This is a genomic window from Dyadobacter sp. BE31, from assembly GCF_031457695.1.
In the GTDB taxonomy this organism is placed as follows: Bacteria; Bacteroidota; Bacteroidia; order Cytophagales; family Spirosomataceae; genus Dyadobacter.
Genome location: NZ_JAVDXA010000002.1, coordinates 447,114 through 462,079 on the forward strand (window position 1 = coordinate 447,114; position 14,966 = coordinate 462,079).

14 protein-coding genes are annotated in these 14,966 nt (G+C 51.9%); 7 read left to right on the forward strand and 7 right to left on the reverse strand.

The genetic code is table 11. The features are described 5' to 3' along the window. Positions 1 to 18 precede the first annotated feature (18 nt). The 5 genes from J2Y43_RS10745 to J2Y43_RS10765 form a co-directional block, all read right to left on the reverse strand. Positions 19 to 3,504: a TonB-dependent receptor gene (locus tag J2Y43_RS10745; RefSeq protein ID WP_309982225.1), complete on the reverse strand. Its 3,486-nt coding sequence runs from the start codon at positions 3,502 to 3,504 to the stop codon at positions 19 to 21. Between the two features lie 164 nt (positions 3,505 to 3,668). Then, positions 3,669 to 4,676 carry a FecR family protein gene (locus tag J2Y43_RS10750; protein ID WP_309982226.1) on the reverse strand — a complete coding sequence of 336 codons (1,008 nt, stop codon included), beginning with the start codon at positions 4,674 to 4,676 and terminating at the stop codon, positions 3,669 to 3,671. Between the two features lie 159 nt (positions 4,677 to 4,835). Next, positions 4,836 to 5,414, reverse strand: coding sequence for a sigma-70 family RNA polymerase sigma factor (locus J2Y43_RS10755; protein ID WP_309982228.1), 579 nt, complete (start codon positions 5,412 to 5,414; stop codon positions 4,836 to 4,838). Positions 5,415 to 5,501: 87 nt separating this feature from the next. Then, complete coding sequence (locus tag J2Y43_RS10760; protein ID WP_309982231.1) at positions 5,502 to 5,981, reverse strand: group II truncated hemoglobin; 480 nt, start codon at positions 5,979 to 5,981, stop codon at positions 5,502 to 5,504. Between the two features lie 27 nt (positions 5,982 to 6,008). Then, a complete protein-coding gene (locus J2Y43_RS10765) occupies positions 6,009 to 6,518 on the reverse strand; it encodes a GNAT family N-acetyltransferase (protein ID WP_309982233.1) in 510 nt (169 codons plus the stop codon). A 183-nt stretch (positions 6,519 to 6,701) separates the two neighbouring features. On the opposite strand from J2Y43_RS10765, the gene J2Y43_RS10770 reads away from it, so the two are divergent. From J2Y43_RS10770 to J2Y43_RS10780, 3 genes are read left to right on the forward strand one after another with little or no spacing between them, the layout of a single operon-like run. Continuing rightward, positions 6,702 to 7,532, forward strand: a complete 831-nt coding sequence (locus tag J2Y43_RS10770) for an epoxide hydrolase (protein WP_309982236.1) — start codon at positions 6,702 to 6,704, stop codon at positions 7,530 to 7,532. Positions 7,533 to 7,558: 26 nt separating this feature from the next. Further along, on the forward strand, positions 7,559 to 7,987 hold the full coding sequence (locus J2Y43_RS10775; protein WP_309982238.1) for a hypothetical protein: 429 nt from the start codon (positions 7,559 to 7,561) through the stop codon (positions 7,985 to 7,987). Beyond that, a complete protein-coding gene (locus tag J2Y43_RS10780) occupies positions 7,984 to 8,430 on the forward strand; it encodes a nuclear transport factor 2 family protein (protein WP_309982240.1) in 447 nt (148 codons plus the stop codon). Before J2Y43_RS10775 ends, J2Y43_RS10780 begins: the two co-directional genes overlap by 4 nt. 19 nt (positions 8,431 to 8,449) lie before the next feature. Here J2Y43_RS10780 and J2Y43_RS10785 read toward each other — a convergent pair whose 3' ends face one another. Beyond that, the gene (locus J2Y43_RS10785) at positions 8,450 to 8,872 is read right to left on the reverse strand and encodes a MarR family winged helix-turn-helix transcriptional regulator (protein WP_309982242.1); all 423 of its coding nucleotides are present in this window, start codon (positions 8,870 to 8,872) and stop codon (positions 8,450 to 8,452) included. A gap of 4 nt (positions 8,873 to 8,876) precedes the next feature. Further along, a complete protein-coding gene (locus J2Y43_RS10790) occupies positions 8,877 to 9,395 on the reverse strand; it encodes a GNAT family N-acetyltransferase (RefSeq protein ID WP_309982244.1) in 519 nt (172 codons plus the stop codon). A 181-nt stretch (positions 9,396 to 9,576) separates the two neighbouring features. On the opposite strand from J2Y43_RS10790, the gene J2Y43_RS10795 reads away from it, so the two are divergent. The 4 genes from J2Y43_RS10795 to J2Y43_RS10810 all read left to right on the forward strand — a co-directional run bounded on the left by J2Y43_RS10795 (position 9,577) and on the right by J2Y43_RS10810 (position 14,948). After that, positions 9,577 to 10,254 (forward strand): flavin reductase family protein, encoded by a 678-nt coding sequence (locus tag J2Y43_RS10795; RefSeq protein ID WP_309982245.1) that lies wholly within the window; start codon positions 9,577 to 9,579, stop codon positions 10,252 to 10,254. A gap of 73 nt (positions 10,255 to 10,327) precedes the next feature. After that, positions 10,328 to 10,921, forward strand: coding sequence for an NAD(P)H-dependent oxidoreductase (locus tag J2Y43_RS10800; RefSeq protein ID WP_309982248.1), 594 nt, complete (start codon positions 10,328 to 10,330; stop codon positions 10,919 to 10,921). Between the two features lie 333 nt (positions 10,922 to 11,254). Then, complete coding sequence (locus J2Y43_RS10805; protein WP_309982250.1) at positions 11,255 to 13,261, forward strand: ATP-binding protein; 2,007 nt, start codon at positions 11,255 to 11,257, stop codon at positions 13,259 to 13,261. A gap of 208 nt (positions 13,262 to 13,469) precedes the next feature. After that, positions 13,470 to 14,948 (forward strand): ferritin-like protein, encoded by a 1,479-nt coding sequence (locus tag J2Y43_RS10810; RefSeq protein ID WP_309982252.1) that lies wholly within the window; start codon positions 13,470 to 13,472, stop codon positions 14,946 to 14,948. Positions 14,949 to 14,966: the final 18 nt, after the last annotated feature.

Sequence of the window (14,966 nt, forward strand, 5' to 3'; positions counted from 1 at the left end):
TAAGTTTTCTTCTAACCATTAAAACCCAAGCTGCAAGCCGCAAAGCAATGTTCTTGGCTGCGGCAACTGCTGGCGGTCGTCGATACCGCGCGAGAAGATGAAGCTGCCGCCGTTCTGGGTGCTCACCTCAGGGTCATACCCTTTGTATTTGGTGAAGGTCAGAAGGTTTTGGGCTGCCGCATACACGCGGATGCTTTTGAACACCTTGCCACCGCCAATGCCTTCGATCACGCCTTTGGGTAGGGTATAGCCCAGCGTCACGTTGCGCAGGCGCAGGTAGGAGCCGTTTTCGAGCCACCAGTCGGAAGGGCGCAGGTTACCATCGCCCGTAGCGCTCTGTCCCGCACGCGGAAGCTCGGCCACATCGCCGGGTTTGCGCCATCTTTTCAGAATTTCGGTAGAAGCATTGTGGCCCGTGGATTCATTTTCCGTCACGAACTTAAATGCGTTCACAATTTTCAAACCGGAAACACCCGAGACGACCACATTCAGATCGAAGCCTTTGTAGTTCACACCTGCATTGAAACCGTACACGATTTTCGGGATAGGGTTACCCAGGATTTTCTGGTCGGTGGAAGTCACCTTGCCGTCGCCATCGAGGTCTTTGAAAATAAAATCTCCGGGAAGCAGGCCCGCCTGATATTTGGTAGTGGCGTCGCCGGCCTGTTCAGCCGCTTTGGCATTCAATGCGTCGATTTCCGCCTGGTCTTTGGCTACGTGAGAAACTTCATAACCAAAAAACGACCCGATCGCCGAGCCCGCAGCCGTGTAGGTAAATGTAGGGAGGTTGCTGAATGCGCCCGCCTGGATAGGCGCGGCAAATTCGCTTCCAAGAGAGTTGACGATGTTTTTGTTGTAGGCCAGGTTCGCGCTCACATTGTACTGGAACCCGCCCCGGGCCTGATCGCGGTAGCCGACCGAAAACTCGACGCCTTTGTTTTGCGCACTGGCTGCATTGGCATATTTGCTGGGTTGCCCGCCGCTGGCGGATGCGCCGGTACTTCCGGAAACCGGCACGCTCACAAGCAATCCGGAGCTTTTGCGGTTGTACCAGTCGACGGTAACGCTCAAACGGTTGCTGAGGAACCCGAGGTCGAGGCCGATGTCGGTCTGGTCGGTCGATTCCCAGCGGATGTTCGGGTTGGACAGCGTGTTGATGGTCGTACCGGGATAAAATCCTTCATTGGTGCCCAGTGAATACACCAGGTTACCATTTGGGGCACCGCTGTAAGTGAGTACGGATGTGACGCCGGTGGTCGGGATGGTGTTGTTACCCGTTCTGCCCAATCCGAACCGTACCTTGCCATCGCTCAGGAAATTGAGGCTGTTCTTGACAAAGTCTTCATCCACAAAGCGCCAGGCAGCGCCGAGCCCATAGAAATTCCCGAAACGGTTGTTGGCACCGAAGTTCGAAGCGCCGTCGCGGCGGAAGCTTCCCGTAAGAATGTATTTGTCGTCGAAAGTATAGCCCAGGCGTGCAAAGTAGGAGATCACCGACGAGCGCGCATAGCCATAGTTGGAGCCGGTAACGGCCTGTGACTGCGCTACGCTGATGTTCTGAATGGCGTCGTTCGGGATTTTGGTGCCGGTTGCATTCAGGCCCGACGAATTCCCCGGGTCGAGGTAGCTGTTACCGAGCGTTGCCGAAACACTGTGTTTTCCAAATACCTTATTATAGGAAAAGTAATTTTCGAGCGTGTAAAAGGAATAGTTGCTGAAACCCAGCGTTGCTTGCTGCGGGTTGGTCAGGTTGTTACCCCCAGTGTAGCCATATTGATAACTCCGGCTCTTGCCGCCGCCGATCTCGGCCGAAAGCTGCGTGCGGAAACGCAAACCGGCAATGATATCCACTTCGGCAAAAACCTGAGGAAAGAACACAAACCCGGTATTAATGGGGTGGTTCAGGTTAATAGCCGCAAGCGGGTTGTTCCCATTGCTGAAATCGTCGACGTTGGTTGTATTGGAGTAGCCGCCCGGGATTGTTGGATCAAAAATAGGTTTGTAGGGCGCATAGTAAACCGCGTCGGAAATACTGGCTAATTGGCCGTCGTCCTTCGTATAGCGGATGTTCAGGCTTTGCCCCAAATGGAAGCGGCCCAGGGTTTCGTCCAATGCGAAACGGGCGTTCAGCCTGCTGTTGGAGAAGTTTCTGACAATGGCGTTTTGTTTGATATAACCCAATGAAAAATTATAAGCCACTTTTTCGCTGCCGCCGCTGATATTCAAATCGTTTTGCGAAACGAGTCCCGATCTGAATATCTCTTTCTGCCAGTCGGTACGGTCGGTGGTTACTTCCGACGTATTGAACTTTGCGGGCAGGGCCGAATTGGTAGTAGCCGCGAAATCTTTCAAAAGGTCGATGTACTGCGAAGCATTGAGCAAATCCAGCGTCTTCCAGGCTTTGGCAACGCCCCATTGCGTATTGAAATTGATACGCGGTGCGCCCGATTTGCCTCTTTTGGTAGTGATGATCACTACACCATTGGCAGCGGCCGAGCCATAAATGGCTGTGGACGAAGCATCTTTTAGGATCGTAATGTTTTCAATGTCCTGCGTTGCCAGCGTATTGAACATCGTTTTGCTGCCCTGGATACCGTCGATCACATACAAAGGATCAACACCGGTGAAAGACCCCGTACCGCGAATGAGGATCTGGGCGTCGGAGCCGGGCGTTCCATTCGATTGCAGCACCTGCACACCCGCCGACTTTCCGATCAGCAGCTGCGAAGGGTTGGTAGCAGTAGTGGCGCCGGCGTCTTTCGAAGCAACGATATCCACCGAACCTACCACGTCCTGCTTCCGCGAGCTTCCGTACCCGATTACGACTACCTCGTTCAACGACTTGTCGTCCGGGACCATCGATATGTTGATCACCGCCCTGTCGCCTGTCGCGACTTCCTGCGTTTTATAGCCTACAAAACTGAATATCAGTACGGCTTCCTGATCGCCAACCTCGAACTCGAAGTTGCCGGAAGCGTCGGTCAATGTTCCGAGCTGAGTGCCTTTCAGGCGCACGCTCACACCCGGAAGGCCTCCGCCGTTTTCGTCGCTTACCTTACCTTTCAGCACGTGCGCCAGCATATCCTTCATTTGTTCGGAGGGGTGCCCGGCACTTTTGGTTTGCAGTTCCTTGTTGGCTTTGAGCAGGATACGTCCCGACGGGGTCACGTGGTAGGATATCTGAAGAGGTATCAGCAAGGTCTGCAATGCAGCCGCCAGTTTCTGGTTGACGACGTGGATCGCGACCTGACGGCCGGCGCGGATGGCCTTATTGCTGTACACAAATTTTACATTCGCTTTCTGCTCCAACTGGTCGAGTATCGTTGCCAGTTCCACCTTGTCGGCGTGAAGCGTGACGTTCCGTTCCAATACCTCTTGCGCCTTGCTGGTGTGCGCGGCGTACGTGAGACTGGAAAAGACGATTGAAAAGATAAGCTGAGTCAAAGAAATTCTCATGAGCAAGCAAAGCGATGCCCGGTTTTTTCGGTATCGGTTTTTTTTCATAGTTTAGAAAGGTTTTTTATAACTAATGAATACCCTGCTGCCGCATCTTGGCGGATTTCCGGCAGTGGGACAGTACTGACCGGCAGGGTAGCTTTCTGCCGGTTTCTTTTTTTGGACTTCGGGACAGGTTTAATGCATACGACGGTATTTAGGTTAAACAAAAATCACTTGCAGCCGGGAGCAGAAACCAGAATGCGCGTCCCCTGAACCTGGTAAGAGCCGTCATTGGACTGGCAAATCAGGTCCAGCTGGTCAAACAGTGACATATTGGTGAGGTCCCCGGTAAATCTGCATTCGTTCACGGCCTCGCCCGACACTACGATATCTACCCCGTAAGCATCTTCCAGCCACTGAATCACTTGGGGTAATACCATGTTCTTGAAAATCGCCGGGCGCAGCTCCGTGTGGGTGGAGAGCAGTACCGGCTTGTCCACGAGGCTCGTCGTCAAATCTCCGCTCCTCTCAAAGTAAGTCACGCGCTGGTTCGGGGTCAGAATGACTCCTTTGCGTAACGGGTGCTTCATTTGGGAGGCAGGTTCTTTGGTGCCGACGTTTTCGTTTTCGAATACGGAGACCTTTCCGGATACCACTTCAACCTGCATTTGGCGCTCTTTTTTTGCTTCCTTTACCGAGAAACTGGTTCCGAGCACGCGCGTTACGAGCTTTCCGCTGTACACAAAAAACGGGCGGAGGCTGTCTTTGGTAACACTAAAAAAAGCGTCGCCTTTGAGCTGCACTTCGCGCTTCGAGGCCGAAAACTGACGGGCGTAAATGAGTCCGGCTCCGGGAGCGAGAGTTACCTCACTGCTATCGCCGAGTTTGACGAGCATCGGCCGGGTGGTATTGTTAGTGGCGGAAACCGGGCCTTCCCGATTTGTTTCGAGCAACCACAGCGAGATAATTAATACCGCCGCAACCGACGCAAACATACGCACCACGGCGGGCGACAAGCGCGGCAAAAATGCGCTGATCCGTCCGGCCGTTTTTCTTTCGTGCTGGATAGCGCTCCACATCCGTGCTTTCAGGACCGATTTTTCGCTCTCCGAGAGTTCGGTTTGCGGTGCGCCGCTTTGTACCTGGTCGTACCAGGCATGGATGCGGTCTCTTTCCGCGGGAGTGCATTTACCCTCGCGGTACTTTAAAAGCAAGTTTTCAATTTCGTCGTAGCTCATAGGTTCAGGGGCTCAGGATGCTTTTGCTGATCCAATCCCTAAACCGTATTGATCACGGATAGTCCCTGAATGTTTTTAAAATAACTGGGAAAATTTATGTAAAATGAATGGTAGGGCGCCAAAGTTCCTTAAAAAATGCAACGCCTTTGGAAATGGAAATCAGGAGAAAATGCTGAGGAGGAGCAGGAGCAAGGTTTCGTTGAGGTACTCGCGGACCGCCTTGGAAGCCTTTCCCAGGTGGTACTCGACCGTCTTTTCCGACAAATTCATGAACTCTGCGATCTGGGCGACGGTCCAGCTTTCGACCCGGCTCAATTTGAACATTTCGCGGGTTTTGGCGGGGAACGGTTTGAGGCCTTCGTCGATGTTGCGCAGTAACTCGTTGTAGGCGACCTCGTCTTCGGTATAATGTTCGTGCTGGCTTGCAAATGCCTGATAATAGGCCAGGTACCTGCTTCTCGGCCCGGCCTTCCGGATGTGGTCTATAACCTCGAACCGCACGGCGGAGAAAAGGTAGTAGTTCAGTGTGGTGGTCCTGAGGTTGGCACGCTCGTTCCAGAGGCGTGTAAAAATGTCCTGCACGATCTCCTCCGCAATGTGTCGCTGCCCGATTTTGTGAAAGGCGGCCTTGTACATCGGATACCAGTACTGGTCGTAAACAGCGGTAAATGCCCATTCCTGACCTGAGCATAAAGCTTCCAGCAACTGCTGGTCAGTGACCCGTCCGCTATCCGACATTTTAGTGAAGAGGTGTCAAGTTTACATTTTTGACAAAGTTATATTTTTTGGTTTGATATTCACATTTTATCTCTGCGAGGTTAGCCATCATCCCAGGTAGGGGCCTCCGGGCACGCCCCATCCCCATTTAGGCATCGGTTCGTCGGGGTTCATTTGCAGGTCGTCGCTGTTTGAGTTAATAACCGCGATCCGTGTGCCCCATTCGATGTAGGCGACAAATGCGGAACGGAACTCGGGATCGTCGGGTAGCTTGATTTCATCGGCCGTCTCCAAGAGCAGCGAAACCCAGCGCTGGCGATGTTGTTCGGTAAGATGTTTGGCCAAATGCTTTTGGATCATTTTGAAATGACTGCCTTCCGAGGTGCTATACCATTCCGGCCCACCCAGTACTTCGGCGAGAAAATGCGCCACGTGTAACTGATGGTCGGGTGACATATGTTTGAAGACCGGTTCCAGAACCGGGTCTTTCAGGACTTTTTGATAGAACAGGCGAGTCAGTTTTTCGAAAACAGGCATTCCGCCGGCCCAGTCGAATAAGGTGGGGATTGATGAGGTGTTTGGAGTCATGGCAAATGATTGGGAGTATTGTTTTACTTATACAGGAACTACCGGGGGGGCCAGGATCATGTCATAGCGGTCGAGGCCCGGTGCGTAGAAATCTTTGGTGATTTGGGTAATGCGAAACCCCAGCTTTTCAAAGAATGGAAAACTCAGCTGTGTGGTGTCGAGGATGACGGACGCACCCGGGCGAAGCTCCTGGATTTTGTTTAAACGAAAGGTTAACAGCTGCTTCCCGATGCCCTTCCGATGAAACTCCCGAGCCACCATACCCCATACAAGCCCGGCCGTGGCAGGTTGGTTGTCGGGAAAGTAAAATCCCGCGCAAGCCGCTATTTGATTCTCTATTTCAACTACATAATAGCAAACAGGCTCCTCTTTATTTGACTCCGAAAGGCCATTGAGCAGCTCCTGAAACTCAGCCTTTTCATGATCTGCAAAAAACTCGGGATGATTGCCTTCGAAAGCCCGGATACACCCGGAATAATCGGAAGCCTGGTAAGGACGGATGGTCATTTCAGCGGGAATGGAACGTTTAGCTTCCAAATGTATCACTTTTCCGTTCGTAGCGGCAAAATCGACTCACGGTAGTGCTGGAAATCCGGCATCGGTAGTAGCCGTTCCGACTGGAATCCAGTGCTTTTGAGCGTCAAAGAATTGTGATATAGGTCACGTAATGAGCCGGTGTTTCTACTATTCCTTTGTGTCACAATTTAGACATGAAGCAATATGAAAAAGCAAATAATCGCCGCAGGATTGCTGGCCGCAGGGCTGGTGACAGTGGCGCCGGTCGCAGCCCAAAAAGGACAATCTGATGATGCATCCGTCCGCCCATATCTGATCCATATTCCCGATGCGGAACTCACGGATCTCAAACACCGGATCAAGGCCACGAGGTGGCCCGATAAAGAACTCGTTACCGATGAAACCCAGGGTGTGCAACGCGCCACCATGAAGGCGCTTGCCGGATATTGGGCGACAAAATACGATTGGCGTTACATCGAATCGAGGTTGAATGCATTGCCACAGTTCATCACCAATATTGATGGCGTGGATATTCACTTCATCCACGTCCGGTCGAAATATAAAAATGCATTGCCGGTCATCATTACGCATGGCTGGCCGGGCTCGGTGATTGAGCAGCTCAAAATCATCGGCCCGCTGACCGATCCCGTGCAATACGGCGGTAAAGCGGAAGACGCGTTTGACGTTGTGATCCCGTCGATCCCGGGTCATGGTTTTTCCGGCAAACCTGCGGAACTCGGATGGAACCCGGTTCGCGTGGCCAAAGCGTGGATCACGCTGATGGAGCGGCTGGGCTATAAGGAATACGTAGCGCAGGGCGGCGACTGGGGCAATGCAGTCTCCGAAAACATGGCGCTGATCGCTCCTCCGGGGCTGCTCGGCATCCATACCAATATGGCCGCCACCGTCCCGGCCGAAATTTCGAAGGCCTTGGTCGCGGCACCCTACCCGAAGGGCTTTCTGCAGACGAACGGAACGCCTATCAGCAACTGGATTTTTTTTACAAAAAAGGATTGGGCTACGCCAGCGAAATGAGCCTGCGGCCCCAAACTTTGTACGCGATGGATGACTCGCCGATAGGTCTGGCAGCTTGGATGCTCGATCACGACGACCGGAGCTACAAACTCATAGCACGGGTATTCGACGGAAAAGAGGAGGGGCTTACCCGGGATGATATCCTGGACAACATCACCCTGTACTGGCTCACCCGCACCGGCATCTCGTCCGCGCGGCTTTACTGGGAGGCTTCCCAGGGCGCTAGGGGTGGTTTCTTCGATCCGAGAGGCTTGAAAATTCCCGTGGCGGTGAGTGCCTTTCCCGATGAAATTTATGCTGTGCCTCGGAGCTGGGCCGAACGTGCGTATCCTACACTGATTTATTTCAATAAATTGGAGAAAGGCGGGCATTTCGCAGCCTGGGAGCAACCAGAGGTTTTTGCCGAGGAGTTACGCAATGCTTTTCAATCATTTCGCGGAAAAGCTGAAAAATGAAGCAGTTAGTATTCATCGCCTTGCTGCTGTTGCAATACAGCGGCGAGGCCCAAATACAAAAGAAAATGGAAACGTCGAAAGAAGATTCACTGATCATATCCAGAATATTGGAAAGCGAATATTTCAATGGAATTTATAACGGTGGTGTGGAACAGCTTCGCGACATATATCACCCGGGGATCTTGCTGTGGGGCGATGTGAAAGGACAACCATATGCTAAAACGCTGACTGAATATCTGGATGGCGTGGCCCATCGCCAGAGTCCCAAAGCGTCGGGTAAGCCGTTTCAAGGAGAGGTTCTCGATATAAGGGTTACCAACTCCATCGCCATAGCGGAGGTAAGGGTCAGAATGTACGATTTCCTATACCACGAATACCTTTCCTTTCACAAAATTGGTGGAAAGTGGTTGCTGGTTAATAAAATGATCACCGACGTACTCTGAGAACAAAGGGTAATACAGCCTACCGTAAGATTTGCAGGATTTGCGTCATCGATCCCACCAGCGCTTCTAATTCCGGCTGACCTAAACGGGAGACGATCTTTTCAATTTGTTGGTTGGAGGCGGAATCCAGCTGTTTAAAAACCTTAATTCCCGACTGACTGAGCGAAAGCAGCGAGGCGCGTTTGTCGTTTTCGGATGCTTTTCGCTCAATCAGTCCTTCTTTTTCGAACTTTTTCAGGATGCGGCTCAGATAGCCTTTGTCGATGTTCAGCGTTTCGATGATATCCGACGCCCGGCACTCGCCATGCGAAGCGATTTCAAACAGTATCCGACCTTCGGCGAGCGAATAGGGGCTATCCAGCAGGTGACTGTCGAGCAACCCAAGCAAATCGGTATAGAATCTGTTGAAACTCCTGATTTCCAGAATTTGCTGGTTTGTCATGGTCCTATTGGTTTAATATTAATTCGTATTTCTGCTCGGTCAATACCTTGTCGAATGCGTTGGACTGCTTTTGTTCGGCAAGCACAAAGCCATATCGCTCATACAATGCTACTGCCGATTGCTGCTCCTCCGTCGTCCAAAGGTAAGCGTGTTTGCAGCCCGAGGACGTCATAAAGTCCATAAACTCGCCCATCAATCTCTTGCCCAGGCCGATACCCCGGTATTTGGGTAAAAAAATGAAATACCTGAGCTGGATGGCGTCGGCTCGGTGCTGCGCAACCAGGCAACCCACAATCCGGTCCTCGTGCTCGCAAATCCATAGTTTGTCTTTTACAGGGTCGTATTGCTGCGCAAATTCACCCAGGCCTTTCAAAACATAAGCCTCAAAATTCAAACCATAGCCACATTCTTCGGCGTAAATATCACCATGAATGGAAGCGATCAGCCCGAGGTCGCCTGGCCTGAGCGTGTTTCTTATTGTAACATCCGACAGAAGCGGATTTGTTGAATGGGGTGAATTCATTGGTTTGATTAACATGGAATTGTGCTGAAAATTGGCCGACGGTCCAATGGAAACTGGCTCGGCTGTACAAAGGAGAGGAATATAGTTGACAAAGTCAACTATATGGAAATGGAATTGCCGCAAGAAACGGGTTTGCAGGCGATAAAATATTGGCCTGTTTTGAAGAAAAAACAACCAGAAAATGCATCACATCAGCAACCCGTCCATTCTGTATTTTGGTACGCCGGTCGTGTTAGTAGGCACCACCAACGACGACGATACCTTTAACCTTGCCCCCATTTCATCGGTGTTCTGGCTCGGCTACCGCTGTATGATCGGCATTGCGGCCCATTCGAAGACAACGGAAAACATCCTGCGGACGAAGGAATGCGTACTTAACCTTCCGTCGGTGGATCAGGTGGGGGCGGTCGACAGGCTTGCGCTCCTGACGGGAAGCAACCCCGTGCCCGCGGGGAAAGTGTTGAAGGGCTACGAGCATGAAGCCGATAAGTTCGGCAGGGCCGGTTTGACCCCCATCGCATCCACGATCGTGAAGGCGCCGCGGGTTTTAGAATGCCCCGTGCATTTGGAAGCCGCGTTCGTGGCGATTCATCCTTTTGCGGCCGAAACAGGTATCGGGAACATCCGGAGCGTGACGCTCGAATTGAAAATTCTCCGGGTTCATTTGGATGAGTCGATCGTCTCCGACGAGAATCCCAATCATGTTGATCCCGATAAATGGAGACCGCTTATGATGAGCTTTCAGCAGTTTTACGGCCTGGGAGCGCAGGTACACCCTTCCAAGCTGGCGTCCGTTCCGGAGCAGTTGTATCGGACCAATGATACGGAATCGGCCTTGGCGGCAGGGATGGTGAGTTAGTCGGTATTTCCGGCTGCTCTTTTGTCCCCGTTTCGAAATGCGGGTCGTCATGGGGATAAAAAGTCATCACAAAATGAAAAGGGCATTACACATTACATCCAGTGCGCGGGGCGCGCAGTCGTACAGCCGGGGCCTGAGCGCAGCAATCATCAAAAAACTAACCGACAGAAAGGAGATCGGCATGGTCACAGAACGGGACCTGACCCGAATGCCCCCGCCGTTTCTGGACGAAAAGCTCATCGGGGAGTTCTACAAGCCTGCGGATGCGATATCGGACGAAGGGAGGCATTTGCTGCATTATGCCGACGCCATTTTCAGCGAAATCGACGCGGCGGATATCATTGTCATCAGCACGCCGATGCATAACCTGGGCATTTCCGCGCCCTTGAAAGCCTGGCTCGATCAGCTGGTGCGCGTGGGGCTTACCTACCGGTTCAACGAAGATGGTTCAAGAACAGGCTGCTTTCAGAACAAGAAGGTATACCTGGCGATAGCATCGGGTGGAAGGCAGGCGTTTTGGCCTGACGGTCACGAATTTATAGAATCCTACGTGAAAGCAGTACTCGGTGCTTACACTGGCATTACGGATGTTTCCACTTACCGGGTGGAAGGTACGGCGATGGGAATGCCCGAAATCGATTATGGGGCAATTTTGCAAAATCTTTAAGCTCCTGCGAGGCATAGAGTTGATAATCAGAGCGGTAGTCAAAAGGCCGGCTGTTATTCCACTTTCGGGATAGCTGCCGGCCTTTTGATTTGCTTGCCGGAATGAATTCTTTCTACAATTTTTCAGTACGAATTGTGTAGATTTTTGCTGACTTTTCGCTCATGATCTGTCCATCAACTTACTGGAAAACAGGGGTAAATTGTACAAAACGCATGGTGCTTTTGTATCTCCCGGTATCATTGTAAAAGAGAAACCTATCTGAAAGCGATGAACAACCCATGTAGCCTGCTGTTACCCCGTTTACAGTGTAGGATTATTCTGATTTTTATTGTTTTGACCACGGGCTTCACGGGGTGCCGGAAGTCGGAGAAAACCGGGCATGACGTTCAGTTGAAAGCCTGGATCGACAGCCTCGACCGTACCTCGCGGATAACCGGCAGCCGGGAAGCGATCGCCAGCCTCGATTCGTTCATGGCCGCGCTCCCCAAAAAGAACATTCACGACAGCATTCTCTATTTCAAATTCATGAAGGTGCTGAGCCACCGCGATTCCACGATGGACGCTGCTGCGCTCGCCTATACCGACAGTCTGCTCGGCCTCTTCGCATCCACGCGCGTCCGCGAGCAAAATCCGATCGATTATTCGAAGGCCCTGCTGTTAAAAGGAGATGATTTGCTGAAACAGAAGGAGTATTATCAAGCCTACCGTAACTATTACAAAGGCAAGTCATTTCTGCTGTCGATGGGAGAAATATGTGAATGCGCGCGGTATAGCAGCAGGATCGCCAATATTTCGTTCAAGGAGGAGAACTACTATCAGGCCATTGAATACTGGAAGCACGAGTTGGAGGAGTTGGCGCAATGCAGGGAGCCCGAGAACTTTCAGTTGGAATTCATTGAAAAACAGGGCAGTATGCGGAATATCGGCATCGCATATATGCTGATTAACGAACCCGGAAAGGCGCTCGATTACTTTAACCAGGCCGACAAGTTTATCGCCCGGAATGCCGCGCGGTTTCCGAAGGAGCAGAATTTTATCCGGTTTGCACGGATCGTCATTTTGAGGAACAAGGCAGAGACCTACGCATTGAAAGGCGATAACCGTACCGCTGAGCGATTGATTAAAAAATGCCTCGAACACGACCCGAACATCGACTGGTCTATCGACGTCGAGCGGGAGTCGCGCCAGATATTGGCGCAAATTTACATCGATTCGAAGGAGTATGATAAGGCACAAGCCCAGCTGGATTCGCTGAGGCGGTTACCCGGTGCTGCCAGTAACCCGGCTTCGAACAGTTTGTACCGGACTATGCAGGCCTCTATTTCATATGGCCGCGGTAATTTTCAGGAAGCGGCAAAACTACTCCTGGGCAATGTGGAAGCGGAGCGCAACGGGAAGCTGAAAAGAAATGCGCAAAGCAAAAATAACGTCGGGCATTTGCTGCAACAGGTTCAGCGCGAGCATGAGATAGAGCTGGCTGCCCAAAAGGACGAACGGGAAGATTTGATCCTCCAATTTTCGGTACTACTCACTTTTGCGATGGCCGTTATTGTGTACCTGATCTGGCGAAATACCCGTAAGGCCATTGCCAACCTGCATGCGGTAACCAAACTGAACGGCGTGATCACCCAAAGCAATATCGCATTGCAGGACACCGTCAATGCATTGGAAGAGTCGGAGGTGGAAAAAGAAAAAATGCTGCGGATCGTCGCGCACGATTTGCGGAACCCCATTGCCGCGATGATTTCCGGTGCGGATGTACTCTTCTGGGACCAGTCTCCGTCCGAAGAGCAGGCCATGCTCGTGAACGCGATTCAGCAGTCGGGCCAACTGGCGTTCGGGCTGATCGGGCAGATATTGCAGTCGGGACCGGATAAGAAGCGGATCAGCAAAAGCGAAGAAGACCTGGCGGAAATTGTGCAATCCTGTATTGATATGCTGAGCTACAAGGGAAAGGAAAAACGGCAGACGATCCACTACGATTACGAGAAAGCCATGGTGCCCGTCGACCGGGAAAAGATATGGCGCGTGTTTTCCAATCTGCTGAGCAATGCCGTTAAGTTTTCGCCGCAGGAAAGTGCCATTAATGTGAATTTGAAAAAGAGTTCGAACCTGACGTTGCTCAGCGTTCAGGACCACGGTATCGGGATTCCGGATGATCTCAAAGGGCACATCTTTCTTTCGACCAACGATGCCAGGCGGGTAGGGACGGCTGGCGAGCAGTCCTTCGGGATCGGGCTTTCCATCTGCAAGCAAATTGTGGAAGCGCACGGCGGCAAGATCTGGTTCGAATCCATTAGCGGCATTGGAACCACCTTTTTCGTGGAGTTGCCGGATTGACCGCTTAATAATCCTTTTTCCATTCTTTAAAAAATAATAGTCTTTCAAGGGTAGGTTATGTAACTATTTGCTTTTTGCATATAGAATTACTTCGAAGTAGCTTTTTTAGCGCCCCACTAAATTCCTTTCAGATTGCCTTTTCAGTGAACCGTTGCACCTGCAACGGTTTGGAAATGTATTGCCTACCTGTTTCACAAAATTTATCATCATGGACGAAAAACAACTCAGAAAATCTTTCATGGATCCGATCCTGGAATGGGCCAGGGCCAATCAGAAACGCAACGAACCCCGACTCAAAGGCCTGACAGACAGTTCAGCGACTGACGCTGTCGCCGAGCCCGAGGAAATGCCGTTTGTAGTGCCTCAGCAGTTTACAGGAAAAGACTATATCACCATGCTGCTGCACGTCGATGCGGAGATCGAACACGGGCTGATGCTGCAATACCTGTATGCGGCTTACAGCATTGGCGGGCCGCAGATCCCCGAAACATACCGCGAGCGGGTACATAACTGGAAGAATATTGTGCTGGGGATCGCCAAGGAAGAGATGGGACATTTTATATCCGTTCAGAACGTATTGAAGATCATCGGGGCGCCGCTGAACTTCGGTCGCGAGAGCTATCCCTGGGATGTACCCTTTTATCCGTTCCCTTTCACATTGGAAAAATTCACGCTCCGGTCGCTGGCCAAGTACGTATATGCCGAGGCGCCAGCGGAATGGCTGAGCAGCGACGATCCCGTGGCGAAGGAAATCAATGAGACCGTGCACGCGCAAGCTTCGGACCCGCACACGGTGGGCGCGCTTTTCAAGGTTTTGCTGCAACTGATCCAAGACCCCGACGTGATCCCGGACGATGCGTTTCAGCCGGGGACTTATCCATACCAGGCCAAATTCGACGAATGGGGCCGGGGCTATGCCGGTGGCGAGAGAGGAAGTGTGAAAGACAGGTTCACCAGGAGCCCCGACGTGCTGGTGGCGCCGCTGCTCTCGCGCGATGACGCCTACAATGCCCTCGAACAGATCGCCGAGCAAGGCGAGGGGGATGAGCTCGACTCCGACACTCCTTCGCATTTCGAGCGCTTTTTATTCATCTACAATGATTTCAAAGCCATTCTGAAAGAGACGGACGGCAAATTCGATCCCGCTTACAACGTTGCGACCAATCCGTTCGCGGGTGACCCCGATCATGCGGGCACGGCCTCGAACGAACCCGCCGATGAAATGGAGCAGAACGAGATCACCAGCGAGGACGGTATTTTGTGGGCCAATCTGTTCGACACCCGGTACAGGCTGCTGCTCAACTTTCTTGCCCATAGTTTTCTACTCGATAATGGCAATAACAATGTCGGGTCATTCACACCGCGCGGCCTGATCATCAACTCCACTTTCGGGGAAATGTACAATTTACGAAGCCTCGCCACCATCCTGGTGCAAACACCGCTTTCTAAGAAAAGCAGGCTGATGGCCGGCCCGCCGTTCACATCGCCTTACAGCTTCGACCTGCCTTTCGGGGAGCATAACCGCTGGCGCCTGCACCGCGATCTGCTCGTTGCGTCGGGCAACCTGATCGAAAGCCTGAAAGCATTGAAGACGCAGCCGCACAGTCAGTATTTGAATGCTTTGCAGGAGATTGACCGCAAGCTGCTGGAAGCGATCGCTCAATTGATGCAGGCCGAGCTGGCCTGAGTTTCTCAACATATTAAA

What these genes read in the sequence shown, in the direction of transcription:
- J2Y43_RS10745 (WP_309982225.1), bottom strand. Translation starts at nt 3,504, where the DNA reads ATGAAAAAAAACCGATACCGAAAAAACCGGGCATCGCTTTGCTTGCTC.
- J2Y43_RS10750 (WP_309982226.1), bottom strand. Translation starts at nt 4,676, where the DNA reads ATGAGCTACGACGAAATTGAAAACTTGCTTTTAAAGTACCGCGAGGGT.
- J2Y43_RS10755 (WP_309982228.1), bottom strand. Translation starts at nt 5,414, where the DNA reads ATGTCGGATAGCGGACGGGTCACTGACCAGCAGTTGCTGGAAGCTTTA.
- J2Y43_RS10760 (WP_309982231.1), bottom strand. Translation starts at nt 5,981, where the DNA reads ATGACTCCAAACACCTCATCAATCCCCACCTTATTCGACTGGGCCGGC.
- J2Y43_RS10770 (WP_309982236.1), top strand. Translation starts at nt 6,702, where the DNA reads ATGAAAAAGCAAATAATCGCCGCAGGATTGCTGGCCGCAGGGCTGGTG.
- J2Y43_RS10775 (WP_309982238.1), top strand. Translation starts at nt 7,559, where the DNA reads ATGGATGACTCGCCGATAGGTCTGGCAGCTTGGATGCTCGATCACGAC.
- J2Y43_RS10780 (WP_309982240.1), top strand. Translation starts at nt 7,984, where the DNA reads ATGAAGCAGTTAGTATTCATCGCCTTGCTGCTGTTGCAATACAGCGGC.
- J2Y43_RS10785 (WP_309982242.1), bottom strand. Translation starts at nt 8,872, where the DNA reads ATGACAAACCAGCAAATTCTGGAAATCAGGAGTTTCAACAGATTCTAT.
- J2Y43_RS10790 (WP_309982244.1), bottom strand. Translation starts at nt 9,395, where the DNA reads ATGAATTCACCCCATTCAACAAATCCGCTTCTGTCGGATGTTACAATA.
- J2Y43_RS10795 (WP_309982245.1), top strand. Translation starts at nt 9,577, where the DNA reads ATGCATCACATCAGCAACCCGTCCATTCTGTATTTTGGTACGCCGGTC.
- J2Y43_RS10800 (WP_309982248.1), top strand. Translation starts at nt 10,328, where the DNA reads ATGAAAAGGGCATTACACATTACATCCAGTGCGCGGGGCGCGCAGTCG.
- J2Y43_RS10810 (WP_309982252.1), top strand. Translation starts at nt 13,470, where the DNA reads ATGGACGAAAAACAACTCAGAAAATCTTTCATGGATCCGATCCTGGAA.